At 69.1% G+C, this 25,746-nt stretch carries 25 protein-coding genes; 8 read left to right on the top strand and 17 right to left on the bottom strand.

Features of this window, described 5'->3' with window-relative positions; all coding sequences use genetic code 11:
- Window positions 1–172 precede the first annotated feature (172 nt).
- A complete protein-coding gene (locus AB0I35_RS04635) occupies window positions 173–907 on the top strand; it encodes a Crp/Fnr family transcriptional regulator (RefSeq protein ID WP_357394383.1) in 735 nt (244 codons plus the stop codon).
- 75 nt (window positions 908–982) lie between these two features.
- On the opposite strand, the gene AB0I35_RS04640 is transcribed toward AB0I35_RS04635, so the two are convergent.
- Window positions 983–2,110 (bottom strand): acyl-CoA dehydrogenase family protein, encoded by a 1,128-nt coding sequence (locus AB0I35_RS04640; protein WP_357394385.1) that lies wholly within the window; start codon window positions 2,108–2,110, stop codon window positions 983–985.
- A gap of 9 nt (window positions 2,111–2,119) precedes the next feature.
- Window positions 2,120–3,283, bottom strand: coding sequence for an acyl-CoA dehydrogenase family protein (locus AB0I35_RS04645; RefSeq protein ID WP_357394386.1), 1,164 nt, complete (start codon window positions 3,281–3,283; stop codon window positions 2,120–2,122).
- Between the two features lie 64 nt (window positions 3,284–3,347).
- On the opposite strand from AB0I35_RS04645, the gene AB0I35_RS04650 reads away from it, so the two are divergent.
- Entirely contained in the window at window positions 3,348–3,932 is a 585-nt protein-coding gene (locus AB0I35_RS04650) for a QsdR family transcriptional regulator (RefSeq protein ID WP_357394387.1), read from the top strand.
- 47 nt (window positions 3,933–3,979) lie between these two features.
- Entirely contained in the window at window positions 3,980–4,888 is a 909-nt protein-coding gene (locus AB0I35_RS04655; protein ID WP_357394388.1) for a 3-methyladenine DNA glycosylase, read from the top strand.
- On the opposite strand, the gene AB0I35_RS04660 is transcribed toward AB0I35_RS04655, so the two are convergent.
- The 5 genes from AB0I35_RS04660 to AB0I35_RS04680 are packed head-to-tail and all read right to left on the bottom strand — an operon-like array spanning window position 4,885 to window position 10,757.
- On the bottom strand, window positions 4,885–6,093 hold the full coding sequence (locus AB0I35_RS04660) for an MFS transporter (RefSeq protein WP_357394389.1): 1,209 nt from the start codon (window positions 6,091–6,093) through the stop codon (window positions 4,885–4,887). The genes AB0I35_RS04655 and AB0I35_RS04660 overlap by 4 nt on opposite strands.
- Before the next feature lie 6 nt (window positions 6,094–6,099).
- Window positions 6,100–6,885, bottom strand: coding sequence for an ABC transporter ATP-binding protein (locus AB0I35_RS04665; protein ID WP_357394391.1), 786 nt, complete (start codon window positions 6,883–6,885; stop codon window positions 6,100–6,102).
- Window positions 6,882–7,889 (bottom strand): iron chelate uptake ABC transporter family permease subunit, encoded by a 1,008-nt coding sequence (locus AB0I35_RS04670; protein WP_357394983.1) that lies wholly within the window; start codon window positions 7,887–7,889, stop codon window positions 6,882–6,884. Before AB0I35_RS04670 ends, AB0I35_RS04665 begins: the two co-directional genes overlap by 4 nt.
- Window positions 7,890–7,945: 56 nt before the next feature.
- Window positions 7,946–8,995, bottom strand: a complete 1,050-nt coding sequence (locus tag AB0I35_RS04675; protein WP_357394392.1) for an ABC transporter substrate-binding protein — start codon at window positions 8,993–8,995, stop codon at window positions 7,946–7,948.
- A gap of 28 nt (window positions 8,996–9,023) precedes the next feature.
- Window positions 9,024–10,757 carry a BCCT family transporter gene (locus AB0I35_RS04680; protein ID WP_357394393.1) on the bottom strand — a complete coding sequence of 578 codons (1,734 nt, stop codon included), beginning with the start codon at window positions 10,755–10,757 and terminating at the stop codon, window positions 9,024–9,026.
- 221 nt (window positions 10,758–10,978) lie between these two features.
- Between AB0I35_RS04680 and AB0I35_RS04685 the strand changes: the two genes are divergently transcribed.
- Together AB0I35_RS04685 and AB0I35_RS04690 are read left to right on the top strand one after the other, a co-directional pair.
- Window positions 10,979–12,541 carry a hypothetical protein gene (locus AB0I35_RS04685; protein ID WP_357394394.1) on the top strand — a complete coding sequence of 521 codons (1,563 nt, stop codon included), beginning with the start codon at window positions 10,979–10,981 and terminating at the stop codon, window positions 12,539–12,541.
- Complete coding sequence (locus AB0I35_RS04690; RefSeq protein ID WP_357394395.1) at window positions 12,538–13,164, top strand: DUF305 domain-containing protein; 627 nt, start codon at window positions 12,538–12,540, stop codon at window positions 13,162–13,164. The genes AB0I35_RS04685 and AB0I35_RS04690 overlap by 4 nt, the downstream gene beginning before the upstream one ends.
- Before the next feature lies 1 nt (window position 13,165).
- Here the strand turns inward: AB0I35_RS04690 and AB0I35_RS04695 are convergent, their stop codons facing one another.
- A complete protein-coding gene (locus AB0I35_RS04695) occupies window positions 13,166–14,026 on the bottom strand; it encodes an isocitrate lyase/phosphoenolpyruvate mutase family protein (RefSeq protein ID WP_357394397.1) in 861 nt (286 codons plus the stop codon).
- Between the two features lie 142 nt (window positions 14,027–14,168).
- Here AB0I35_RS04695 and AB0I35_RS04700 point away from each other — a divergent pair, with 142 nt between their 5' ends.
- On the top strand, window positions 14,169–15,413 hold the full coding sequence (locus AB0I35_RS04700; RefSeq protein ID WP_357394398.1) for a molybdopterin-binding protein: 1,245 nt from the start codon (window positions 14,169–14,171) through the stop codon (window positions 15,411–15,413).
- Window positions 15,414–15,454: 41 nt separating this feature from the next.
- On the opposite strand, the gene AB0I35_RS04705 is transcribed toward AB0I35_RS04700, so the two are convergent.
- Both AB0I35_RS04705 and AB0I35_RS04710 read right to left on the bottom strand, forming a co-directional pair.
- A complete protein-coding gene (locus AB0I35_RS04705) occupies window positions 15,455–16,684 on the bottom strand; it encodes an SPFH domain-containing protein (protein ID WP_357394399.1) in 1,230 nt (409 codons plus the stop codon).
- 5 nt (window positions 16,685–16,689) lie between these two features.
- Window positions 16,690–17,121 carry an NfeD family protein gene (locus AB0I35_RS04710; protein ID WP_067636570.1) on the bottom strand — a complete coding sequence of 144 codons (432 nt, stop codon included), beginning with the start codon at window positions 17,119–17,121 and terminating at the stop codon, window positions 16,690–16,692.
- 143 nt (window positions 17,122–17,264) lie between these two features.
- Here AB0I35_RS04710 and AB0I35_RS04715 point away from each other — a divergent pair, with 143 nt between their 5' ends.
- Together AB0I35_RS04715 and AB0I35_RS04720 are read left to right on the top strand one after the other, a co-directional pair.
- Entirely contained in the window at window positions 17,265–18,077 is an 813-nt protein-coding gene (locus AB0I35_RS04715) for a DUF3097 domain-containing protein (protein WP_357394984.1), read from the top strand.
- 58 nt (window positions 18,078–18,135) lie between these two features.
- Window positions 18,136–18,951 carry a hypothetical protein gene (locus AB0I35_RS04720; protein ID WP_357394401.1) on the top strand — a complete coding sequence of 272 codons (816 nt, stop codon included), beginning with the start codon at window positions 18,136–18,138 and terminating at the stop codon, window positions 18,949–18,951.
- A 121-nt stretch (window positions 18,952–19,072) separates the two neighbouring features.
- Here AB0I35_RS04720 and AB0I35_RS04725 read toward each other — a convergent pair whose 3' ends face one another.
- The 7 genes from AB0I35_RS04725 to AB0I35_RS04755 form a co-directional block, all read right to left on the bottom strand.
- Window positions 19,073–19,465: a hypothetical protein gene (locus AB0I35_RS04725; protein WP_357394402.1), complete on the bottom strand. Its 393-nt coding sequence runs from the start codon at window positions 19,463–19,465 to the stop codon at window positions 19,073–19,075.
- An 85-nt stretch (window positions 19,466–19,550) separates the two neighbouring features.
- Complete coding sequence (locus AB0I35_RS04730; protein WP_357394403.1) at window positions 19,551–20,600, bottom strand: ferrochelatase; 1,050 nt, start codon at window positions 20,598–20,600, stop codon at window positions 19,551–19,553.
- Window positions 20,600–21,436 (bottom strand): NADH-dependent enoyl-ACP reductase InhA, encoded by an 837-nt coding sequence (gene inhA, locus AB0I35_RS04735; protein WP_067635958.1) that lies wholly within the window; start codon window positions 21,434–21,436, stop codon window positions 20,600–20,602. The genes AB0I35_RS04730 and inhA overlap by 1 nt, the downstream gene beginning before the upstream one ends.
- Before the next feature lie 72 nt (window positions 21,437–21,508).
- Entirely contained in the window at window positions 21,509–22,225 is a 717-nt protein-coding gene (gene fabG1 / locus AB0I35_RS04740) for a 3-oxoacyl-ACP reductase FabG1 (protein WP_067493761.1), read from the bottom strand.
- Window positions 22,226–22,309: 84 nt separating this feature from the next.
- Window positions 22,310–23,314, bottom strand: a complete 1,005-nt coding sequence (locus AB0I35_RS04745) for a VWA domain-containing protein (protein ID WP_357394404.1) — start codon at window positions 23,312–23,314, stop codon at window positions 22,310–22,312.
- Window positions 23,311–24,267, bottom strand: coding sequence for a DUF58 domain-containing protein (locus AB0I35_RS04750; RefSeq protein ID WP_357394405.1), 957 nt, complete (start codon window positions 24,265–24,267; stop codon window positions 23,311–23,313). The genes AB0I35_RS04745 and AB0I35_RS04750 overlap by 4 nt, the downstream gene beginning before the upstream one ends.
- A 23-nt stretch (window positions 24,268–24,290) precedes the next feature.
- Window positions 24,291–25,457 (bottom strand): MoxR family ATPase, encoded by a 1,167-nt coding sequence (locus AB0I35_RS04755; protein WP_357394406.1) that lies wholly within the window; start codon window positions 25,455–25,457, stop codon window positions 24,291–24,293.
- Window positions 25,458–25,746: the final 289 nt, after the last annotated feature.

The following is a 25,746-nucleotide window of genomic DNA, read 5'->3' on the forward strand; positions in this document are numbered from 1 at the left end:
GACGAACATTCCGCGTCGGCGCGCCTCGACGGTGGTCGGCCCGAGGTCCGCGCCGTGCCGGGACGGGCCGATGAAGCCGCCGGATGGGCCATTACGCAGGCGGGCATTCGCGTAGTTCGGCGAGGATAATCGAAGTGGGACGAGGTTGCGGCACCACCATCAGGAGCGAGCAATGATCCACAGTCATCGGGCGTTTTCCCATTTGGTCCGCGCCACGGGCGAGGAGAATTTCGGCGACGACCAGTTACGGCACGCGGCCTGGGTGGCGCGGTGCGTCGGCCGCCTGCGCACCTGCCCGCTGCGTCCCGAGGACTACGCCGAATTCGCCGACCGTTTCGAGCCGAAACCCCTGGCCGCCGGCTCGTCGCTGTTCACCGCCGGGACGGCGCCGGAGGGGGTGTGGTTCGTCCGGCAGGGACTGATCGAGCTGTCGGTCGGCTCGGCGCAAGAACAAACGGTCATCGACGTCCTGCGCCCCGGCGACCTCGACGGCGACCTCGCCCTGCTGCTCGAAACGCCGCTGCCCTACACCGCCCGCGCCCGCAGCGATTCGCACTGCCTGTTCCTGCCGGCCGCCGCCTTCGAGACACTCCTGGCCGACCACCCCGACATCGCCCGCCGCTGGCTCACCAGCGTGGCGAAGCGCCTCGCCGCCGGTCAGGGCCGTCTCGTCAACATGCTCGGCCGCCCGCTGCCCACCCAACTGGCCCAGCTCCTGCTCGACGAAGCCGTGGACAACACCGTCGACCTGCCCCACCGCACCCTCGCCGCCATGCTCGGCACCGCTGTCCCCACCCTGGACAAAGCCCTCAAAGAATTCGACCGGGACAACCTGATCACCCTCCACGACCCGACGATCACCCTCACCTCCCCCGACCGGCTCCACCACCTCGAGTCGTCACACTGACCCCTGGCGGTCCGGCCGCGTGCCGCCGAACGACCCGGCGGGCGGCACTCGCGCCCGCCGGGACCGGATGTCGGCTCAGATCTCCGCCAGCTGGTGGTCGGTGACGTGGGCGGTCAGGTAACGCAGGTGATCGCTCGAGTCGCCGAGGGTGTGCTCGATGGCGGTCAGGCGGGCGGTGTAGTGGCCGACGGGGTACTCGGCGGTCATGCCGATACCACCGTGCATCTGGATGGCTTCCTGCCCGATGTGCCTGCCGGAGCGGCCGATGCGCAGTTTCGCGCGGGCGGCGACCATGGGATCGGCGATGCCGTCGGCCAGTGACATCGACGCGTACAGGCTCATGCTCCTGGCGAGCTCCAGCGAGACGTACATGTCGGCGGCGCGGTGGGTGAGCGTCTGGAAGGTGCGCAATGCGACCCCGAACTGTTTGCGGGTGCCCAGGTACCCGGTGGTCAGGCGCAGCGCTTCGGCCATCGCGCCCACCGCTTCGGCGCCGAGCGCGGCCTGGGCGGTGACGATCATTTCGCCGATCACATCGGCGGCGTCGACCGGGTCGCCGAGCGGTTCGGCGGCGGCGCCGTCGAAGGCGAGGTCGGCACCGCGGCGGCCGTCGTGGGTGCGGAAGGCGGTGACCGCGACGCCCGGATCGGTCGGTTCGACCAGGAACAGGCCGGTGCCGCCGTCGGGCAGCGCCGCGCTCACGATGAACTGATCGGCGGAATCCGCGGCGGCGACCGGATGCTTGCGCCCGGTCAGCCGCCAGCCGTCACCGTCGCGGGTCGCCCGGGTGGTCACCGAGGCGGACGGTGGCCGCATCCCCAGCTCGACATGGGCGAAGACCGGCCTGCGCTCGCCTGCCGCGATCTCGGGCAGCAGCTGTTTGCGCTGTCGTGCCGAGCCCGCCCGGGTGATGACGGCGCCGGGAATCAGCGCGCAGTCGAGCACCGGTTCCGGTGCGAGCGCACGCCCGAGTTCTTCCAGCACGAGCATGGTCTCGATCGGGCCCGCGTCGAGTCCGCCGTCGTCGGCGGGAATGGTGAGCCCGAGCAGACCGATCTCGGCGAAGGTCGACCACACCTGCGGATCCCAGCCGGGGTCGGTGGCGACGACGGTGGCGCGCCGTTCGTGGGTGTAATGCCGGGTGAGGACGCTACGGACGGTGTCGCGCAGCATGTCCTGTTCGGTGGTGAATTCGAAATCCATTGCGCTGTCTCACAGTCCGAGGATCGTCGAGGCGATGATGCTGCGCTGCACCTCGCTGGATCCTCCGTAGATCGAAGTCTTGCGGTAGTTGAGGTAGGTGGCGGTGCTGCGCCGCGCCCAGTCGGGCTCATCGGTCTCGCGGGCGAGCGAGTCCGGACCCGCGATGTCGACGAGCAGTTCGGTGACCGCCTGCTGGAGTTCGGTGCCGCGCAGTTTGAGAATCGAGGACACCGGATTCGGTGCGCCGTCGGCGGAACCGGCGACGACCCGCGCCTGCACGAGTTCAAGTGCGATGAGCTCGTTTTCGAGTTCGGCGATGCGGGCGGCGAACATCGGGTCGTCGAGCAGGGTGCCGGATCCGAGCCGGGTCTGCTTGGCGTGTTCCTTGGCCAGCCACAGCCGCACCTTGGTCTGGCCGACGGCGGCGATGCCGGTGCGTTCGTTGCCGAGCAAGAACTTGGCGTAGGTCCAGCCCTGGTTCTCCCGGCCGACGAGCTGGTCGGCGGGCACCCGCACGTCCTCGAGGAATACCTCGTTCACCTCGAAGCCGCCGTCGATCAGCTCGATCGGGCGGACGGTGACGCCCGGTGTGTCCAGCGGGAACAGCAGCATCGAGATGCCTGCTTGCTTCTTGGGTGCGTTCGGATCGGTGCGGGCCAGGCAGAACATCCAGTCCGCGCTCTGCGCGGCGGTGGTCCAGGTCTTCTGGCCGTTGATCACGTAGTCGTCGCCGTCGCGGACGGCGACCGTGCGTAGCGAGGCGAGGTCGGATCCGGCCTCGGGCTCGGAGAAGCCCTGGCACCACCAGATGTCGAGATTCGCGGTCGCGGGCAGGAAGCGCTGCTTCATCTCCGGCGTACCGAACTGGGCGATGACCGGCCCGATCATGTTGGTGTTGAAGGTGAGCGGTTCGGGGACCGAGGCGAGCTGCATCTCGTCGTGCCAGATATGACGCTGGACGGGGGTCCAGTCACGGCCGCCCCATTCGACCGGCCAGTGCGGCACCGCGAGCCCGTGCGCGTTGAGGATGCGCTGGGTGGTGACGATGTCGTCCTTGCTGACCTCGGCCATGTGCCGGGTGCGATTACGGATGTCGTCGGGGATTTCCTGCCGGAAGAAGGCGCGCAGCTCGTCGCGGAAGGCGAGCTCGTCCTCGGTGAGTGCCAATTGCATGCTCGGGAATGTTACACAGAGAGCGATATGTTTCAAATACCCCCGGCGGCCTATGCTGTCCCCTGTGACGCGAACCGAAGGGACACGCGCGCCCGGGCGACCGGCCGCGGCCACCCGTGACGATGTGTTGCGCGTCGCGATCGACACGTTCCTCGCGGGCAAGCGCGTCGACGTCAACGCCATCGCCGCCCAGCTCGGCCTCGGGCGCACCAGCATCTACCGGTGGTTCGGCTCCCGCGACGGCCTGCTCGGAGCCGCGATCGCCCACCAGCTCGAGCGCATGGTCGCCCACACTGCCCGCACGTGCCGGGCGACCGGCGCGCAACGCCTCGCCGAGATCCTCGACCGCTGCATCCACTGGTTGGTCGAGGACGATTCGCTGCGCAGCTACTTCGACAACGAGTCGACCAGCGCCCTGCGGTTGATCACGCGCAGCGACGGCCTCGTCCACCAGACGGCGGTCGCGGTCGTCACGGGCCTGATCGAACGCGCCGAGGCCGAGGGCTATCAGCCGCCCATCGCCCGCGACACCTTGGCCTATGCCCTGGTGCGGCTGTGGGAAGCGTTCCTGTACAACGACGCGGTCGCCGGTTTCCGCGGCGATGTGGATCGGCTCCAACAGGTGCAGGCGGCGCTCCTGCGAGCCTGACCTTCGCCGGGTCGTCGGTGCTCCGGTCGATGCGGGACAATGACGCGGTGAGCACGCACAACGACCTGGACCACGCTCTCGACCTGCGGGTACTGCCCGAGGTCAAGTGGCAGGCCGCCGCGTCTGCACACCGGGAGCGACTCGATCGGCTGGTCGGTCCGTATCTGGAGCGGCGGGCGGCGGGGACCGCGCATCCCGTCATCGATTTCTTGTTTACCTACTACGGGAACAAGCCCGCGCAATTGCGGCGGTGGCATCCCGGATTCGGGATCGGTTTGCGGGGAGCGCGGGAGTACGCGGGGGCTCGCGGGTATCACCGGGTGGGCGACGACGTGTTCACGGCCGACCCGGCGTATCTGGTGAAGCGGCGGGAAACGGTGGAGTTCGTCGGGCGGTTGCTGACAGCGACCGCGATGCGCCCCGCCCAGCTGTCGTGTTTCGGGTTGCACGAGTGGGCGATGGTGTACCGCACCGACGAGGTGCGCCATCAGCAGGTGCCGTTGCGGTTGGGGCATGCGGGGACCGATGCGGTGGTGGAGTCGATGTCGTTGCGGTGCACGCACTTCGATGCTTTCCGGTTCTTCACCCCGGACGCGGTGGGACGCAATGCCGAGCCGCTGACGCGGGCCGATCAGATGCACCGGGAGCAGCCGGGCTGCCTGCACGCGAACATGGACCTGTACAAATGGGGTTTCAAACTGGCCCCGCTGATCCCCTCGGACCTGCTGCTGGATTGTTTCGAACTCGCCTGCACCGCACGGGAACTCGACATGCGCGCCAGCCCATACGATTTGCGCGATTTCGGCTACGAACCGGTCCGCGTCGAAACCCCCAACGGCCGTGCGGAATACGTGCGCGCCCAAGCCGCCGTCGCCGAATCCGCCGACGTGCTCCGCACACGATTACGCGACGCCTGCACCGCATTGTCGGCCACCCTCGAGCAGCTCGCCGCCTAACCGCCGCGCCGCAGCACGACAGCACTCGCGCACAGCGCGACCGCCACCGCGACCCACGGTGAACTCCCTCCGGGCACCAGATCGACCAGCGCACCGGTGACCACGGAGCCGATCAGCACACCCACCCCGCCGATGGACGCGAGCGACCCGTAGTACGTCCCGAGCCGCCGCTCACCGGCGATGCGCCCCACCGTGTCCCGCGACACCGGCAGCACGATCATCTGCCCGAGCGCCAGCAGCAGCACGAACACCGCCGCCGGGATCAGTCCCGCCACGCCGTACCACCGGGCGGGCGCGCACACCGCCATCACCAGGAAGGCGGTCGCCATCACGAGCAGCCCGACCGGCAGGGCAGCGGCCGAACGCGTCCGCCGGGTCACCGGTAACTGCGCGACCACCACGAACAGCGACGAGAGGGCGAAGAACCAGCCGAGCGGCGCCTGCGAACCCCATGCCCGCTCCACCTCGAGCGGCAGCAGCAGATACAGCTGGTTGTAGGCGACCAACTGCGTGCTCATCGCCACCGCGAACACGAGAAACCGCTTGTTGGCGAGCACTTCCCGCCAGCCCTCGCGCCAGGTGCTGTGCGCCCCGGGTGTGCGGGGCAGCCACCGCAGGTGCGCGAGCAGGATCACCACGAAGACCCCGGCCGCGACCAGGCAGGCCACCGCGAAGTCGGCGGCGAGCAGCAAGGCCCCGAGCAGCGGTCCGGCGAACGCCCCCACCTGCCCGAATGCCGAGAACAACGCGAACGCCTCGGTGCGTACCCGCCCCGCGCTCCCGGCCGCGGTGGCGAGCGCGCTTTCGACGGCGGGCGAGAACAACGCGCCGGCGAACCCGATCAGCACGGTCGCCACGACGATCCCCGACACCGAGGTGAACGCTGCCAGACCGATGAACCCTGTTACGCGACAAAGGCATCCGGCGACGACCACGGGTCGCACACCCCATCGGTCGGCCAGCGAACCACCGACGAAGAACATCCCCTGCTGCGAGAAGGTGCGTAATCCGAGCACCGCTCCGACGAACGCCGCGCGCAGCCCGAGATCCTCGGTCAGGTACACCGACAGGTACGGCAGCACCATGAAGAACCCGACGTTGAACGCCAACTGGGTGAGCACGAGCAACCGCACCGCCGCAGTCGCGGCGACCAGATCACGCGCCAGCGACCACCGGTCGAGCAGTGGCCGACCCGAACCCTGCACCGCGGGTCAGGGTGCGGGGACCGGGACCGGCCCCGGTTCGAACAGGATGGACAACCGGCCCTTCGCCGCGTCGGTGATCACCTCGGCGCGCACGTTGTACACCTCGGCGATCAGATCGGCGGTCAGGACGTCGACCGGCGGTCCACCCGCCACGACCCGGCCCTCCTTCAACACGACCACCGCATCGCAGAACATGGCGGCCAGGTTCAGATCGTGCAGGGCGATCACGCTGGTCACCGGCAGCCGGGTGACCAGGGCGAGCAATTCGAGCTGATGGTGGATGTCGAGGTGGTTGGTCGGCTCGTCGAGCAGGAGTTCACGCGGTTCCTGCGCCAGTGCCCGCGCGATCTGCACGCGCTGTTTCTCACCACCGGAGAGCCGATGCCACAAGCGGTCCGCCTTCGCCGTGAGGCCGGTGTGTTCGAGCGCGGCGGCCACCGCGGCTTCGTCGGCGGCGGTGTTGCCGCCGAAGGTGCCGCGATGCGGGATGCGGCCGAGGCGAACCACGTCGGCGACGGTGATGTCGACGTCGGTGTCGGCGTGCTGGCTCACCACGGCGACCGCCCGCGCGATCTGCCTGCGCTTGACGGTGGTGAGGTCGTCACCGTCGAGGGTCACCACGCCCGAGGTCGGCCGCACCACCCCGTTGAGAAGCCGCAACAACGAGGATTTTCCCGACCCGTTGGGCCCGAGCAGGCCGACGGTCTCCCTCGGCGACGGCGTGAGACTCACCCCGTCGACAACCAGCGACCCGCCCCGATCCCAGGTGACGTTCCGCGCGTGCAGCGTCATCGCACACTCCTTCGCCGCGACAGAATGACGATGAACGCGGGCACACCCACCAGGGCCGTCCCCACCCCGACGGGCAGCGGGGTCGGCGCGAACGCCACCCGTGAGATCGCGTCCACCCACACCATGAACACCGCGCCGAGCAGCGCGGTCGCGGGAACCAACCGGCTGTGGCGGGGACCGACGAGGAACCGCGCCGCGTGCGGGAGGACCAGCCCGACGAACCCGATCGCGCCCGCGACGCTGACCAGGGTCGCGGTGATGAGCGCGGTCACGATGAGCAACAGCATGCGCACCTTGGCGACGGCGATGCCCAGCGAGGCGGCCACATCGTCGCCGAAGGAGAAGGCATCGAGCACGTAGGCGAAGTACAGGCACACCGCCGCACCCGTCAGCACGACGATCGCGCACAGCGTCACGTCGTCCCAGCGCACCCCTTCCAGCGAGCCGAGCAGCCAGAACATCACGCCGCGTGTCTCGTCGGAGTCGGCGAATGCGAAGATGACGAACGAGGTGAGCGCGGAGAACAATTGCGTGCTCGCGACGCCCGCCAGGATCACCCGGTCGTTGCTGCCGCCGGACATACGGGCCAGCAGCAGCACCAGCCCGAACGCGACGAGCGAACCGAGGAACGCCCCACCCGACAACCCGAGCGCCGCCCCGCCCACCCCGAGCACACCGACGATCACCGCGCCGGTCGACGCACCGGAGGAGATACCGAGGACGAACGGGTCGGCCAGCGGGTTGCGCAGCAGCGACTGCATGATCACACCGCAGATGCCGAGCCCGGCACCGCACGCGGCGGCGACCAGGGCACGCGGCAGGCGTTCCTCCCAGACGATCGCGTTCTTCGACACCCGCACGGGGACATCGGTGAGCCCGAGGTGGTTCAGCAGCACGTCGCGCACGTTCACCGGCGAGATGTCGGCCGGGCCGAGGGTGACGGCGATCAGGATCGACACCGCGAGCGCGGCGAGCCCACCGACGACGATCAGCGTCCAGAGCACCAGGGGACGCTCCCGAACCGGACCGAGGGTGGTGCGTGCCTGCTCGCGCACGGTACTCAGTTGGGCACCTTCAGTTCGCGCAGGCCCGCGGCCACCTTCTCCAGGCCGTCGACGGCACGGATGGACGGATTCATCTCGGCGCCGTGCAACGCGATGTAGCGCTTGGTGCGGACGGCCTCGAGATCGCGGGTGACGGGATCGGATTCGAGGAAGGCGGTCTTGTCGGCCAGCCGGTCACCCGGGAAACGGTTGCGCAGCAGGTCACCGAGGACGAGTACGTCGGGGTTGCGGTCGACGAGGGTCTCCCAGCCGACGGCGGGCCAGTCGTCGGTGAGGTCGGCGAACACATTGGTCGCGCCGACCGTGGTGGCGAGCAGGTTCGCCGAGCCGAGACCGCCCGCGACATAGGGGCTCTTGGTGTCGGCGAACCAGAACGCCATCGAAATGTTCGTCTTCGTGATCCCCGATACGGCCGCGTCCGCCCGGGTGCGCAGCTCGGCGATGAGCCGGTCGCCGCGGTCGGTCACGTCGAACACCGTCGCCAGCTCGCGGATCTCCTGGTACAGCGAGTCCATGGTCAGCGGGTCGGTTCGCTTGCCGCCGCCGTTGATGCTCACCCCGTTGTCGCAATCGGTGGGCGACAGGTAGGTGTCGATGCCGGTTTCGGCGAACCGGGCGCGATCGGCGACGCCGCCCTGCTCGAAGTGCCGACCGAACGACGCGGTGACGAAGTCCGGGTCGGTGTCGAGGACGACCTCGTAGGTGGGGGCGTTGTCGGCCAGGCGCGGCACCGACTTGTTCGCCTCGGCCAGGTTGTCGCGCACCGGGTCGGTCCAGGACGCGGTGCCGACGACCCGGTCGCCGAGTCCGAGCGACAGCAGGATCTCGGTGGATCCTTGATCCAGCGACACCACCCGCTGCGGCGGCGCGTCGAGGGTGACGCCGGTTCCGCAGTTGTCCAGCGTGAGCGGATAGCTGGTGCGGCCTTCGCCGCCTGCCGCCGCAGCGGAAGTCTCGACCTGCTCGGATTCGCCGCAGGCGACGAGCACGCTCGCCACCGCGGCGGTGACACAAACCAGACCGATCCGACCCACAGACAATTTCACGAAAGGCAGCCTAACCTAAAGTAACTGGTCAGTCGCTGGGGTCCTTCTTTTTCAGATCGATGACGATCTCGTCGGTAGCGGGCTCGGTGACCAGAGCGAAGTCGCCGTCGTGCAATTCGGTGCCCTTGTCGACGGCGATCTCGATGAGTTCCGCGCCCCGGTCGGCCCGCACGATCAGCGGGTCGTCGCGCAGGTCCTTGTAAAGGGAGAAACACATCGCGATCATCACCACGAGGAACGGCAGCGAGACGACCGTCGTCAGCGCCTGCAGGCCGGTCAGCGCGCCACCGAGATTGTCGGAATCGGCGATGACCAGCATGATCGCCGCGACCGCGCCGGTCGCCGCGCCCCAGAAGATGACGATCCACCGCGACGGTTCGATGCTGCCGCGTTCGGACAGCGTGCCCATCACGATGGAGGCGGCGTCGGCACCGGAGACGAAGAAGATCGCCACGAGGATCATCACCACCACGGTGGTGATCGAGGTGAGCGGGTACTGGTCGAGCAGGTGGAACAGGGCGAAGTTCGAGTCGACCGAACCGTCGGCTTCGGTGAGCGCGCGGTCCTTGGTCTGCTCGGCGATGCCCGCGCCACCGAAGACGGCGAACCACAGCAGGCTCACCACGCTCGGCACCAGCAACACACCGGTGACGAACTGACGGATGGTGCGGCCGCGGCTGATGCGGGCGATGAACATGCCGACGAACGGGGTCCACGAGATCCACCACGCCCAGTAGAAGATCGTCCAGCTCGACAGCCAGGCCTTCATCGCCTCGTCACCGGCGCCGGTGCGTGAGGCCATGGTCGGCAGCATCTCGACGTAGTCGCCGAGAGCGATCGGCAACAGGTTCAGCACGAACAGCGTCGGCCCGGCGATGAACACGAACGCCGCGATGGCAAGGGCCAGCACCATATTGATGTTGGACAGCCATTGGATGCCGCGTTCGATACCCGAGACCGCCGAGAACACGAACGCCACGGTCAGGCCCGAGATGACGGCGACGAGACCGATCTTGCCGACACCGTCGATCCAGCCGTTGAACTCCATGCCCGCACCGATCTGCAGGGCGCCGAGGCCGAGGGAGGCAGCCGAGCCGAACAGCGTCGCGAAGATCGCCATCATGTCGATCGCGCGGCCACCGAGGCCGTCGGCGTGGCGGCCGAGCAGCGGCCGGAACACCGAGGAGATCAACTGCGAGCGGCCTTTCCGGAACGTACCGTAGGCGATGGCGAGGCCGGCGACGGCGTAGATCGCCCACGGGTGCAACGTCCAGTGGAACAGCGTGGTCGCCATCGCGACCTCGGCGGCGGCCGGTGAGCCCGGCTCGGCGGTGTGCGGCGGCGGATTCACGAAGTGCGACAACGGTTCGGCAACGCCCCAGAACATCAACCCGATGCCCATGCCCGCGCTGAACATCATGGCGATCCAGGAGACCGTGCGGAACTCGGGTTTCTCGTCGTCGGCGCCGAGCGGGATACGACCGTAGCGGCTCGCCGCCAGCCAGATCACGAACACCACGAACGCGGTGGCGACCAGCACGAACAACCAGCCGGTGTTGGTGATGACCCACTTCTGGGCGGAGCTCGCCGCGGCGGCGAGGCTTTCGTCGTCGAGTGCGCCCCAGGCGACGAAGGCCAGCGCACCGATCGCGGTGGCGGCGAAGACGAATCGATCGAGCCCCGGTTTACGCGATGCTCCCGGGGGTACCGCTCCCGGTGTCGCGTCGGCGTCACCGGATCTGTCGACAGCGTTGTAAGACATGGAGTCCGTATTCCTTTCCGGCCGCACGCACACCGGCCCGCCCAGACGAACCGGCCGGTTGCAGCAACCGTACAGCGCATCGATGCGGACCTCGGGTAAGGCACGACCCAGCCTTGACTTGGTTCCCCGAAACCACCTCCGGCAATCTTTCGGTTGCTTTACGATTCGCACAGACGACTGTCTGAGTCAGTAGTCGTCGGGGGCGGATCGAGGAGGCAACGATGCACCTGTGGACTCGGGTCGTACGCGCGACGGCACCGGCGGCGGTAGCCGCGCTGATCGCGATCGGACTGCCGTCGGGCGCGGCCGCCGATCAGCCCTTCGACCAGCTGGTACACGAATTCTTCGACATCGGGCGGACATCGGTGCCACGCGCGGAGTGCGGGCCCGGGTCCGCGCCGGAGACGGGGCTGCAGGGCGATGTGCCCGCCGCCGACCGGGACAGTGGTCGCAGCGCGCAGGGCTACCACTGCAACATGTCGATGGCAGGCGGATACACCGGGCGCGGAGCCGGAATCACCTCGACCAGTTTCGAACACTGCGTCTATGTCGGGTCGTTCTTTCCCGGCACCCTGCTCGGTGAACACCCGGGCGTGCAGGTGCTCGACGTGTCCGACCCGGCGAATCCACGGCACACCGCGACTCTCGCCGAACCCGCGATGCTGGCCGGTACCTGGGAGACGTTGAAGGTCAACACGACTCGCGAATTGCTCGTCGGCACCGGGGTTCCGCTCGCCATCGGCGCGGGCTTCCTGTCGGTGTACGACATCTCCGATTGCGCGCATCCCCGGCTGCTGAATCCGGGACCGGGCACGAATCCCGTGATGCCGCTGCCGATCACGACGCACGAGGGCGGCTTCTCCCCCGACGGCCGCACCTACTGGGCCTCGGGCATCGCGCCCGGCTTGCTCAGCGCGATCGACCTGACCGATCCGGCGAATCCGCGCGTGATCTGGCAGGGGCTCACCGGGATCGAGGCGCACGGCTTCGGGGTGAGCCCCGACGGGAACCGGCTCTACCTCTCCGCGCTCGGCGGGTTCACCGTGCTCGACGTGAGCGCCGTGCAGCGTCGCGATCCGAACCCGCAGGTGCCCCACCTCGGGCGCACCTTCTGGACCGACGGCTGGGCCACCCAGCACAGCGTGCCGGTGACCTATGACGGTGTGCCGCACCTGTTCACCGTCGACGAAGGCGGCTCCGGCGGGGTGAAACTCATCGATGTCTCCGACGACACCGCGCCGCGCATCGTGAACAAGATCAAACTCGAGATCAATCTCGGCGAGCACGTCGACGCCCAGATCGGTTCGGCGATGGGCAATTCGCTGTTCTCCTACGATCCGCACTACTGCACGGCGGACCGCCCGGCCGACCCGACCGCGCTCGCCTGTGGCTGGACCTCGTCGGGTATCCGGGTGTTCGACGTGCGCGACCCCGCAGCGATCCGGGAGATCGCCTACTTCAACCCGCCCGCCCGCACCGGACGCAACCTCGAGATCTGGAACTCCCCGCACGCGCTGGCCTCGATCATCGGTATCCCGGCGATGAGTGCGCCCGCCGCACTGCGGGCCATGGCGGACGGGTTGTTCGACCCGGCGCAGGTGTTGTCGGCGCGGGCGGGGCGGGTCGCGTTCGGTGATCTGTCGGCGGACTGGTGCATGTCACCGCCCGAGTGGCGGGGAAATCAGCTGTACGTCACCTGTTCCGACAACGGGTTCATGGTGCTGAATCTGGACGAGTCGGTGTATCGGGCGCCCGCCGACCAGGTTTCGACGCTCGGGTCATGAGCACGTCCGCTGCTCGCCCGAGGGCTCTCGGAGTGGCGGCCGCCCTGGCGGCAGCCGTGTTCTTCTTCGTCCTCGGTGCGGCGTCGCGACCGCTGCTCGCGCCCGAAACATCCACGCCCGCACCGGTGCTGAACACGACCGAGCTGGGTTTCGTGCAGGACATGACGGCTCATCACCAGCAGGCCGTGATCCTCGTGCAACGACTCGACCCCGCCGTCGACGCGGCGGTTCGCGCGCTCGCCGAGCAGATCGCCGACACCCAGCGGGTCGAGATCGGCACCCTGCTCGGCTGGACACAGCTCGCCGGAGCCGCGCCGACCGCGACCACACCGATGAGCTGGCTGACGACGCACCACCATTCGACCGGTCCCACGACCATGCCGGGGCTGGCGACACAGGCCGACCTGGACGCCCTCACCACGGCACGGGGTGCCGAGGCCGAGATCATGTTCCTTCGGCTGATGTACCACCACCACGCGGGTGGAATAACGATGGCCCGCGCCGCCGACGCCCTGCTCACCGAGGGACCGGTCAAACAGGCCGCGCGGTCCATGGCGCAGTCGCAGAGCCGCGAAATGGGCTCCCTCGGTGTGCTGCTCGAGTTGCGCGGTGCGCGGCCGTGACCTACTCGCCCGGGAGGGCGCGGCGGGTGAAAAGGTCGTTCAGCGCGTCCTGACCGAGCTGGTTCTCGGCGTAGTTGAAGGTGCCGTGGTCGGCCAGTTCGCGGGCTGCGTCGAACAGGTGGCGGTAGAGCATGCGGGCGATGCTGCCGCCGACGGTGACCCGTCGGACACCGAGGTCGGCGAGTTGGGCCATGGTCAGGCTGGCGGTGAGTCCCATGACGACATTGAGGGGGCCGTCGAGTTCGCGGACGAGGGTGGCGATGGTTTCGGCGTCGGCGGCACCGGGAACGAAGACGCAGTCCGCGCCCGCCGCGAGATAGGCGTTGCCCCGGCGGATCGCCTCGTCCAGCCCGCCACCGACGAGCAGGGCGTCGGTGCGGCCGACGAGGACGAACGGCGCACCGCTGGCCGCGACCGCCGCGCGGGCGGCACGTACCCGATCGACGGCGTGCACCTCCTCGAACAGCGGGGCCGCGCGCTCACCGGTGAAGTCCTCGATGTTGCCGCCCGCCGCCCCGGCCGCGATGGCCTCCGCGATGGTGGTGGCCACGGCCTGCGCGTCCGGCCCGTACCCCTCCTCGAGGTCGGCGCTCACCGGAATCCCCACCGCACCGGTGATCTCCCCGATCCGGCGCAGCATCGTGCCCTTGTCGACCCGCCCGTCCTCCGCCGCGGCGTGGAAGTCGTGGTCGGGCCTGCCGTACGAGAACGCGATCCCCGCACTGGTCGTGGCGATCGCCGGGAATCCAGCGGCTTCGAGTACCCGCGCACTCCCCGCGTCCCACGCATTGGGCAACAGGAAACACCCCGACCGATGCAGCTCGACAAACGCCTGTGCCCGCTTCCGCTGTCCCGTGTCCACCCCTCCATTCAGCCACGCGAATCCGGTCCGCGCACCGAGACCACGCCGAACCGCATCGCACCGGCGGGGACCGGTGGGGGTGAGGACAACGTTATCGGGCGGCAACTGGGGAGAAAATCGCAGGCAATGGGGGGTGCGGACGATGGGCGGAGTATCGGCGGGCGGAAGGGTGGACGTGGTGGTGAGCGCGCGGGCGGAGATCGTCGCGGTGACGCGGTGCGGGCTGGAACAGGTGCGTGCGCGGATCGCGGCGGGTCTGGAGCCGGTGGGGGTGCGTGAGCTACCGGTGGGCGAGGCGCTCGGCGCAACGCTGGCGGTGGCGTTGCGTGCGGCCACGCCGCTGCCGCGGGTGGATACGGCGGCCATGGACGGTTACGCGGTCGCGGGGCCGGGGCCGTGGTGGCGGGTGCACGAGCAAGTCGGGTACGCGGGGCGTCCGTGTTCGGTGGTGCTCGCCCCCGGTGAGGCGGTGCGGATCGCCACCGGCGCCGCCACCCCGTTGGGCACCACGGCCACTCTGCGCGACGAACACATCGTCACCACCGTGGTATCCGGCAAACCGGTGGTGTTGCGCGCGCCCGATGCCCCGGTACGCGACGACACCCGGCGGCAAGGCGAGAACTGGTCCACCGGAACACAATTGGCGCCCGCCGGCACACGGGTGTCGGCCGCACTGGTCTCGGCCGCGCTCAGTGCCGAGGCCGAAACCGTCACGGTGCGTGGGCCGTTGCGCGCGGATGTGGTGATGACCGGTGACGAGATCCGTGCGGTCGGCCCGCTCGGTCCGGGCGAGACCCGCGATTCGCTCGGTCCGGTGCTGCCGGAGTTCCTGCGGTGCTGCGACATCGAGAGCACGGGGCTGTGGCATCTGGCCGACGAACGCGACCTGCTGCGTTCCTGGCTCGCCCTGAAATCGCACGCCGACCTGGTGGTGATGGTCGGGGCGACCGGCCGGGGCGCCGCCGACCATCTGCGCACCCTGCTCGCCGACCTCGGTGCCCGCATCGTCGTCGACCGGGTCGCGATTCGTCCCGGCGGCTCGACCCTCGTCGCCCAGCTCCCCGACGGCCGTGTCCTGCTCGGCCTGCCCGGCAACCCGCTCGCCGCCGTCGCCGCCCTGCTGGCCGTCGGCCCCGCTGTCATCGACGCGCTCACCCTGCGCACCCCGGGCCCGACCATGTGGGGCAGGCTCTCCGACGCGGGCGTGATGGCCGGCGATGCCACCCGCATCGTCCCCGTCCAGCAACAGACCGGCGGCGTCTGGCGCAGCACCGGCCCCGCCCACACTCCCCACCTGGCCGGCCTCATCGGCTGCCAAGCCCTGGCAGTCCTTCCGCCCGGCACCGGCCGAGGCACTCTCGTCGAACTGCTCCCCCTCCCCCGCTGACCACGAAGGCCCGGACCGGTGTCGAATGCCGACACCGTGGGTTACGTCTGCTGCGGCGGCTGCCAGGGGCGACCGTACGGGTCGCCGGGCTGGGACTGTACCGGGCCCACCGGCGGCGGTTCGGGCAGGTTGCGTTCCGGTTTGGGCGCAAGATTTTTCGGCAGCGTCGGCTCGAAGCCCTCGACCGGCTGACGGGCGGTGGCCTCGGCGGCGCGGACCGCCTGCTCGATCTTCGGGTCCGAGGCGGTCTCGAACCAGTCGGCCACGTCGGAGTCGTCCTCGATCCTCACCGGCGGTGTGTCCTCGGTGTTCGGTTCGTACCGGAACACCCCGTCGTCACCCTTGGTGGCGAAGTTCTGGGCGAACCCCTCGAGTGCCTTGCCGAAATCGCTGGGGACCAGCCACACCTTGTTGGCATCGCCCTTCGCCACCATCGGTAGCGTCTGCATGTACTGGTAGGCAAGCAGTTCCGGCGTCGGCTTGCCGTTCTTGATGGCGGCGAACACCTTCTCGATGGCCTTGGCCTGACCCTGGGCCTGCAGATAGGACGCGGCCCGCTCACCCTGTGCCCGCAGGATGCGGCTCTGCCGCTCACCCTCGGCCGACAGGATCGCCGACTGCTTGGCGCCCTCGGCGGACAGGATCTGGGCCTGCTTGGCGCCCTCGGCGGTCTTGATCTGCGACTCGCGGGTGCCCTCCGCGGTGAGGATCATGGCCCGCTTCTCGCGGTCGGCCTTCATCTGCTTTTCCATCGACTCCTGGATCGACGGCGGCGGATCGATGGACTTCAGCTCCACCCGGGCCACCCGAAGACCCCAGCGGCCGGTGGCTTCGTCGAGCACACCGCGCAGCTGGTTGTTGATCTGGTCGCGCGAGGTCAGCGTCTCCTCGAGGGTCATGCCACCGACCACGTTGCGCAAGGTGGTGACGGTGAGCTGCTCGACGGCGGCGATGTAGTTGCTGATCTCGTATACCGCGGCCTGCGGACTGGTGACCTGGAAATACACCACCGAGTCGATCTGCAGGGTGAGGTTGTCCTGGGTGATCACCGGCTGCGGCGGGAACGACACGACCCGTTCACGCAGGTCGACTTTGGCGCGCACGCGGTCGGCGAACGGGACGAGGAACGTGAGCTGACCCGACACCGTGCGCGAGTACCGGCCGAGCCGTTCGATCACCGCCGCCTCGGCCTGGGGAACGAGCGCAATAGATTTGAAGACCACCACCACGACCAGCAGGACGAGGACGGCGGCCACGATCAAGGCAACCATGGACTCTAAGGACCCTTCCAGACGACGGCGGTGGCGCCGTCGATCTTCATCACATAGACGGTCACACCGGCTTCGTAGACTTCGCTCGGATCGAGCGGACGCGCCGTCCACACTTCGCCACCGAGTTTGACCCGGCCCGAATACTCGGCGACGTCCTCGAGAACGAGTGCCGACTTCCCGGTCAGCGCATCGACATTCGTCGGGGTGGGCGGTGGGGTACCGAACCTGCGGCGCAGCGCCGGGCGAACCCCGAGGAACAACACCCCGGCCATCGCGCCGAAGACGAGCGCGTCACCCCACAACGGCAGCCCCGCGGCGGCGCTGACGCCCGCGGTGGCCAACGCCGCCACGCCGAGCATGAGCAGCGTGAGATCCCCGGTGAGCATTTCGGCCGCCGCCAGCACGAGGCCCGCGATCAGCCAGACTATTGCGGCCACCACCCAAGCCTAGCCCCGATCGGCCCGTCGCGGGCGGGGTCGCCCGCCCCCGGAGCCGATCTTGTGGTCCAACGGTTTTCGCGTGCCGCTCCCGCTGCCCCGGCGCCGGCGGCTCTAAGCTCGGGCGGGTGAGTGCGCGTGACATGTACGGCGGCGATATCTACGCAGGCCACAACCGGGCGAAGAAAACGCCGGTACCGCAGGTGGCGGCCGAACGAGATCTGGTGGTCGAGGACGCGGCGAGCGGATTCTGCGGTGCCGTAGTCGGTTTCGACCGCAGCTACGACGGCGAGTTCGTGAAACTCGAGGACGGGCGCGGGGCGGTCCGGCTGTTCGCGCTGCGCGAGGCGGCGTTCCTGATCGACGGCAAACCGGTGACGCTCGTCCGCCCGAAGGTCAGCGCACCGAAGCAACCGGCCCGCTCCGCATCCGGCTCGACACGGGTAGAGGGATTGCGCGCGCGAGTGGCCCGCGGCAGCCGCATCTGGGTGGAGGGCGTGCACGACGCCGCACTCGTCGAGCGGGTGTGGGGCCACGACCTGCGGGTCGAGGGCGTGGTCGTCGAACATCTCGAGGGGCTCGACAATCTCGGCGCCCGGCTCACCGAGTTCGGGCCCGGCCCGGGGGCGCGGGTCGGGGTGCTCGTCGACCACCTGGTGACCGGTTCCAAGGAGTCTCAGCTCACCACCGGGCTCGGCCCGCACGTCCTGGTCACCGGGCACCCCTTCATCGATGTGTGGCAGGCGGTACGCCCGGCCGCCGTCGGGATCGAGGCCTGGCCGACGGTGCCGCGCGGTGAGGACTGGAAGACCGGCATCTGCCGCAGGCTCGGCTGGGGCACCCCGCAGGAGGGGTGGCGCCGGGTGTACAACGCGGTCGACTCGTTCCGCGATCTCGAGGCACCGCTGATCGGCGCGGTGGAACGGCTGATCGACTTCGTCACCGAGCCCGCGTAGCTCGACCGCAGGTCAGACCCGGCACACGGATCCGGGCGAACCTTTATGCTCGATGATTATGTGCTCTCCCAGTGCCACGCTGACGGTCTGGGCCGGCTCCTGGCTGGCCGGTACCAGCGCGCCCGACGACGTGCTGGAGTCGCTGCACGCCTGGGCGCCACGCCACACCATCGCCGCGGGCGACCCGGCCACCGGTGGCCGCACCGACTTACCGTGGACCTCCCGCGGCGAGCTTCCCGGCACCGGCGCCATGCCGCTGCTCAAGGTGATCCGCGAGGCGATGGCGCCTTCGGGCGCGCACCTGCGCCTGGTCCTGCCCGCACCGGGCGATGTGCGCGGTCTACCGGTCGGCACCGCCTTCGCCGCGGACGCGATCGACGCGGAGGAAGGCATCCTGATCGGCGTCCCCGGCCAGGAGGGCACCGGCCTGATCCCGCACTGGGACGACGACGACACCTTGCAGTGGACCGTCTACAGCGTGATCGTCCCGCCCGTCGGTGACCCGGACATGACCCTCGGCGCCGCCGAGTACACGATGCGCGAAGCGGTCCGCGACGCCGCCGACGCGCTCATGCAACTGCACACCACCTCGATCGGCCCGTCCGACGCCGACCCACGCGAGCAGATCGAAGCCCAGCTCGCCGCCTACGCCAAGCACGCGTACCCCGACTCGATCCCGTTGCGCGCCAAGCGCATTCTCGACACGGCCGACCATGTCGCGGCGATTCTCACGGTCGCCGAACACGAACCGGCGTCGTCACCGACCTCGGCCACGGCCATCGGCGCCCACGAATCACTGCTGCGGCCGCTGTGGAATACGATTCGTCAGGCCCGGCTGGTCGCGATCCACGCGGCCGCACGACCGACGGCCTGACACCGGAAAAGGTTGCCCGGCTGCTGATCCGACGAGCGGCGTGATCCGGGTGATCTCGGCCCTCCCGGCGACAAACACCGGCGACGCTGACCACCTGATTCACCAACGGGGAACCGCCGCTTCAGAATCCGTTCAGCGCGGTCCTCATATCCGGGTAGTCGAGGACGGTGAGGGTGTCGGCGCGAACCTCGGGGCAGTCGCGGTTGGTGACCTCGTCGACCACGGAGCGGTCGTAGGAGACGGCGGCATTGGCGGTGGTGTCGCGCAGTGCCCACAGGCGCATGGCTCCGTTGAACGCCACCCGCCCGACCTCCGGGCCGAGCGCCTTCCAGGTGCCCTGCTGGGAGTCGAGGATGCTGCACAGGCTGTCGACGGTCGGTTGGGAAATGGTCGGCTCGGTCGGTTCGGGGCCGGTCTCGTACCCGGAATCACCGCCGCAGCCGGCCAAGGCGAACGTCCCGGCGACGGGCAGCAGGAGCAGCGCGGCCGCGTGACGGCGCTTGGTCGAGCGCATCGGATGCCTCCGATCTGTCGATCACAACAACCGCCCAGCCTACCCGCGTACGAGGCGCGGGCGGTGAATGGTTATGCGGTTGTGCTCACCGCACGCGCGGGCGTGGGGGCAGCTCGCAGCAGCCGGGAGCGCACAGCGCGCCGTCGACGGTGCAGCCGTAACCGGGGACTTCGCCCAGCTCACGCACCTCGCCCGCGTTGAGACGCTCCTGGATCAGCTCCACGATCATCCGGGCGAAACGAGGATCGGTACCGGGTGTGGCGGCGCGTGCGAAGGCCATCCCGAGTTCACCGGCCCGGGTGGCCGCCTCGTTGTCGAGATCCCAGATCACCTCGAGATGATCGGAGACGAATCCCACCGGGCACACGACGACGGCCTCGATTCCCTTGCCGTGCAGCACATCCAGGTGATCGACGATGTCCGGTTCGAGCCACGGCACCTGCGGCGGGCCGGACCGCGACTGCCACACCACGTCGTATTCGGCGAAATCGGCTGCGGCGGCACACAATCGGGCGGCTTCGGCCACCTGCCTGCTGTAGAGGCGGCCACCATCGGCCGGCGGTCCCGCGACATTGTCGGCGGCGACGGGGATGGAGTGCGCGGTGAACACCAGGCGCGCGCCCTCGCGGTGGTCGGCCGGAAGCTGTTGCACCGCAGCGGTGATCGCGTCGGCGAAAGATGCGATCAGCAGCGGATGATCGAAATACTGGCGCAGCTTCACCAGTTCGGGTGCGCGGTCACCCAGGGCGGCGCGGGCACGGGCGATGTCCTCGTCGTATTGGCGGCAGCCGGAATACCCACCCCACGCGGAGGTGGGGAAGACCAGCGCCGAGCGGACACCGTCGGCCGTCATCGTGGCGACGGTGTCCTCCACCATCGGATGCCAGTTCCGGTTGCCGAAATACACCGGCAGGTCGAGTCCGACGTCGGCCAGGTCGGCCTCGAGCGCGGTGATGATCTGCCGGTTGAGGGCATTGATCGGCGAGACCCCGCCGAAATGCAGGTAGTGCTCGGCGACCTCGGCAAGCCGTTCCGGCGGCACCCCGCGGCCCCGGGTGACGTTCTCCAGGAACGGGAGTACGTCCTCGGGGCCCTCGGGGCCGCCGAACGACAGCAGCAGCAGCGCGTCGGCCATCAGTTGGCGGTGAAGTTCTCCGGGAACCACATGTTGTGGCTCGCGCCGCCGTCCACGTAGATGATCGAGCCGGTGGTGGCGGGCAGCCAATCCGAGAGCAGGGCCACGATCGACTTGCCGACCGCGCGCGCGTCGGCGCCGTCCCAGCCGATCGGCGACGCGCCGTCCCAGTACTCGTCGAGCTGACGCAGCTGCTTGGCGTCGTCGGTGGCCGTACCGGCGATGGCCTTGGCGGCCAGGGTCTTCACCGGACCGGCGGCGATCAGATTGGAGCGGATCTTCTTGGCGTAGCCCACTTCCCGGGCCACGTACCGGTTCACCGACTCGAGCGCGGCCTTGGACACGCCCATCCAGTTGTAGTACGGCATCGCCACGCGCGGATCGAAATCCATGCCGACGATCGAGCCGCCCTCGTTCATCACCGGCAGCACGGCGCGGGCCAGCGAGGCGTAGCTCCAGGCGGAGATCTCGAAGGACTTGGCCACATCGGGGCCGGGGCCCTCGAGGAACGGCACCGCGTCGGGACCCATCAGGGTCTTGGGCGCGAACGCGATCGAGTGCAGCACACCGTCGACGCCCTCGGGCGCCAGTTCACGGATGGCATCGGCCAGCGCGCCGAGGTTCTCCTCGTTGGTGACGTCCAGCGGAATGGCCGGGGGCACCTCCTGCGGCAGCCGCTTGGCGATGCGGTCGATGAGACGCAGCCGCTCGGGGATGCCGGTGATGATCACCTTCGCGCCCTGCTCCTGCGCGACCGCCGCCGCGCTGAACGCGATCGAGGAATCGGTGATGATGCCGGTGATCAGGATGGTCTTGCCTTCGAGCAGTCCGCCCATGGGTTTTCGGTTCTCCTGCGATTCGTCGGATGCGGCGCGCTGATCGCCCGCCACGGGGAGTCGGTCAGCGGGTCAGTGGCCCATGCCCATGCCGCCGTCGACCGGGATGACGGCGCCGGAGACGTAGCGGGAGTCCTCGGAGGCGAGGAAGCTGACGACAGCGGCGATGTCTTCGGGCTGACCGAGCCGCTGCAGCGGGATGAACTTCTTCGCCATCTCCTTCATGTCCTCGGGAAGATCCGCGGTCATGTCGGTCTCGATGAAACCGGGGGCGACGACGTTGGCGGTGATGGACCGCGAACCCAGCTCTCGGGTCACCGAACGCGCGAGGCCGATGACACCGGCCTTCGAGGACGCGTAGTTGATCTGACCGGCCTGACCGCTCATACCCACCACCGAACCGAGGAAGATCATCCGGCCCCAGCGGCCACGCAGCATGGCGCGGTTGGCGCGCTTGGCACAGCGGAACGCACCGGTGAGGTTCGCGTCGATGACCTTGGTGAACTGTTCCTCGGTCATGCGCATGAGCAGCGTGTCGTCGGTGATGCCCGCGTTGGCGACCAGCACCTCCACCGGACCCTGGTGTTCTTCGACCTCGGTGAACGCCCGATCGACCGATTCGCTGTCGGTGACATCGCATTTCACCCCGAACAGTCCCTCGGGCACGCCCGAGCCGCGATGGGTGACGGCGACCTTGTGCCCGTCGGCGAGCAGGCGCTGGGCCACCGCGAGACCGATTCCGCGATTACCGCCGGTGACCAGCACCGACCGGGATGTGACGTTCGACATAGGGACCAACCTATCTGTTCTGGTTCGTGGGCCCGGCGTCAGGGTCGCACCGTTGCGACTGCTCACAACGCCGAGTACGGCAAGCTAGGGCAGGCGTTGACGATAGAGCAAGCTGACGAGCACGCCCGCGGCGACGAACAGCATGCCGCCGAGCAGCCACGGCCTGCTGGCATCGCCTCGGGTGGTCTCGTAACCGATCTGCTCTTCGAGGGTGTCGTAGACGGCGGTGAGCTCGGCGAGTGAGGAGGCGGTGTAGAAGTCGCCGCCGGACAGCTCGGCGATCTCGCGCAGCGAGTCGTTGTCCACGGGAACCTTCACCCGCTGCGAGCCGCCGCCGTCGGAATCGGGGATCTCGACGGTGCCCCACTCGGTACCGAAGGAGATGGTCGACACCGGGATGCCCTTGTTCTTGGCCAGGCGCGCGGCGGTGAAACCGTGGCGCGGGTTGTCGATGTCCTTGTCGTCGGGCACGGTCTGCTTGCCGTCTGACATGAGCACCACGCGCGCGGGCGGCGGGGTCTCGGCGCCACCGAGCACGGCGGCGAGGGTGTCGATGGACTGCAGCGCCGTCAGGATGCCCTCACCGGTGGCGGTGCGTTCGGCGAGCTTGATGTTGTCGATCGCGTGCTTGACCGCTTCGCGATTCGTGGTGGGCGACACCATCACCGACGCGGTACCGGCGAACGTGACGAATCCGAGGTTGATTCCGGGTGTGAGCCCCTCGACGAAGTCCTTACCCGCTTCCTGCGCCACCTGCAGTCGGTTCGGCTGCACGTCGGTGGCCTCCATCGACAGCGACACGTCCATCACCAGCACGACGGTCGCGCGGTTGCGCGGCACCTTTTGCACGGCGGTCGGCCCCGCGGCGGCGATGGTGAGCAGGATCAGCCCGACCAGGATCAGCGCGATCGGCACGTGCCGCATCGGGCTCGGCCGCGACGGCGCGACCCGCTCGAGCACGGTCATGTTGCCGAACTGCAGCATCCGCTTGTGGCGGGCGCGCTGCACGAGCACGTAGCCGAGAACGAGCAGCGCGACGACGAGGAGGAAACCGAGCCAGGCGGCGGCGGTGAAATGCGAAATACTCACTGGCGAGGCACCCGCCCGCTCGGGGCGCCGAGATTGTGGCGCCGGGTGGACACGAACCGGACCACGTCGGCGATCCAGTCCCGATCGGTCTGCAGGGTGAGCACCGGCGCACCACAACTGCGCAGTGCCTGATGCACCTGTTCGCGCTGCGCGTTGGCCGCGGCGGCGAAATCCGCGCGCAGCGTGGGGGTGACGCTGAACTCGCGGGTGTGCCCGGTCTCGGGGTCGTGCAGCACGACATCGCCGCCGTCGGGCAGGGCGATGTCGAGCGGGTCGAGCACCTCCACCGCGAGCAGGTCGTGGCGGGCCGAGATCGCGCGCAGCGAACGCTGCCAGTCCACGTCACCGAGGAAGTCGCTGATCACCACGGCGAGACCACGTTTGCGCTGCGGGCGGCGCAACGATTCGATGCCCGCCTTCAGGTCACCGCGCACACCGTCGCGCGCGTGCGGGGTGGTCGCGACGCCGCGCAGCATGGTCTGGGCGTGCAGGCGCCCGGCGCGCGCGGGAATCCGGACCAGATCCTGACCGGTCGCGACGACCGCGCCGATGCGGTTGCCGCCGCCGGAGGTGAGGTGGGTGATGGCCGCGGCCGCCGCGATCGCCAGGTCGCGCTTCTGCACCCGCCCGGTGCCGAAGTCCAGACTCGACGACAGGTCGACCACCAGCCAGGTCTCGAGCTCGCGGTCGGCGATCATCTGCCGCACGTGCGGATGGGTGGTGCGGGCGGTGACCGACCAATCCATCTGGCGCACATCGTCACCCGGCTGGTACAGCCGCGCCTCCCCCGGCTCCGAACCCGGGCCGGGGATCAGGCCCTGGTGGTCGCCGTGCAGCACACCGTCGAGGCGGCGGCGCACCGTCAGCTCGAGCGTTTTCAGCGCGGCCGACAGTTTCGGATCGGTCAGCTCACCCGCCCGGAACGACGGCGGTACGTGAGACGGCTCGGGCACGCGGGCAACGGGTTCCGGCGCACTCACTGGGGCGCGACGTGGCCGGCGGGCTGGGACTGCTGCCCGTTCACCGGCTGCGGCGCGGGCTGGGACTGGGGAGCGGGCGGCTGGGGCACCGGCGGCTGCGCGTTCTGCGGGCCGCCGACGGCCTGCGGCGCGACCTGCGGCAGACCGACGGTCTGCAGCACCCGCTTGATGACGTCCTCGGGCGAAACCTCGTCGGCCAGTGCGTCGTAGGACAGCACCAGACGGTGGCGCAGCACGTCCGGGATCACCTCGACCACGTCCTGGGGCACCACGTAGTCGCGGCCACGGATCAGCGCGACCGCGCGGGCGGCGGCGATGATCCCGAGGCTGGCACGCGGGGAGGCACCGTAGGAGATCCAGCTCGCCACGTCGGGCATGCCGAACTCGGCCGGGGTGCGGGTGGCGCTGATGACGCGGACCACGTAGTCGACGAGCGCGTGGTGCACGAAGACGTTGGCGGCCACCTTCTGCAGCCGGATGATGTCCTCGGGCTCGAGGATCTGCTTGGGTTCCGGCGCGCTCACACCCATCCGGTAGATGATCTCGCGCTCCTCCTCCACGGAGGGGTAGTCCACGACGACCTTGAACAGGAAGCGGTCGCGCTGGGCCTCGGGCAGCGGGTACACGCCTTCGCTCTCGATCGGGTTCTGGGTCGCCATGACCAGGAACGGATCGGGCATCGGGTAGGTCTTGCCGCCGATGGACAGCTTGCGCTCGGCCATCACCTCGAGCAGGGCCGACTGCACCTTGGCGGGCGCGCGGTTGATCTCGTCGGCGAGCACGAAGTTGGCGACCACCGGGCCGAGCTCGGTGTCGAACTCCTCGCGGCCCTGCCGGTAGATGCGGGTACCGATGAGGTCGGTCGGCACGAGGTCGGGGGTGAACTGCACCCGCGAGAACGAACCACCGACGACCTTGGCGAACGTTTCCACGGCAAGGGTCTTCGCGACGCCGGGCACACCCTCGAGCAGGACGTGGCCACGGGCGAGCACACCGACGAGCAACCGCTCGACGAGCCGATCCTGGCCGACGATGACCCGCTTGACCTCGTAGATCGCCTTCTCGAGAGTCTGGACGTCACGCTCCAGGGTGCTCGGCGTTGCCGTACCGGCGTCCTTCGCCAGCTTCGGCCCGCTCACACCTTCCGTCGAAGTCACCAACATCCCCGCTTTCGCTTTGGTCCTGTGCGTGCGGCCCCAACTATTCCATTGAATCGCCCGGTGCGCCGCAACCGGCCAGGAGTGAACGCGAATTCGTCGTACTACCCGGCCCGGCTCGATATGCCCGCCACCCTACGCACAGGGGTCACCGCTCGCCCGTCCGACGCGAGCGGACCGGCTGTATGGAAGAGCGGACGGATCACGGCTGCAAATAGTCGGCAACATGATTCGGCTCGCATTCGTTAACCCAGGTAACGGTTTGCGTTAGGTTGCCATGGAAACCGCAGGTCGC

It is taken from the genome of Nocardia sp. NPDC050378, assembly GCF_040655675.1.
GTDB classification, from domain to species: domain Bacteria; phylum Actinomycetota; class Actinomycetes; order Mycobacteriales; family Mycobacteriaceae; genus Nocardia; species Nocardia coubleae.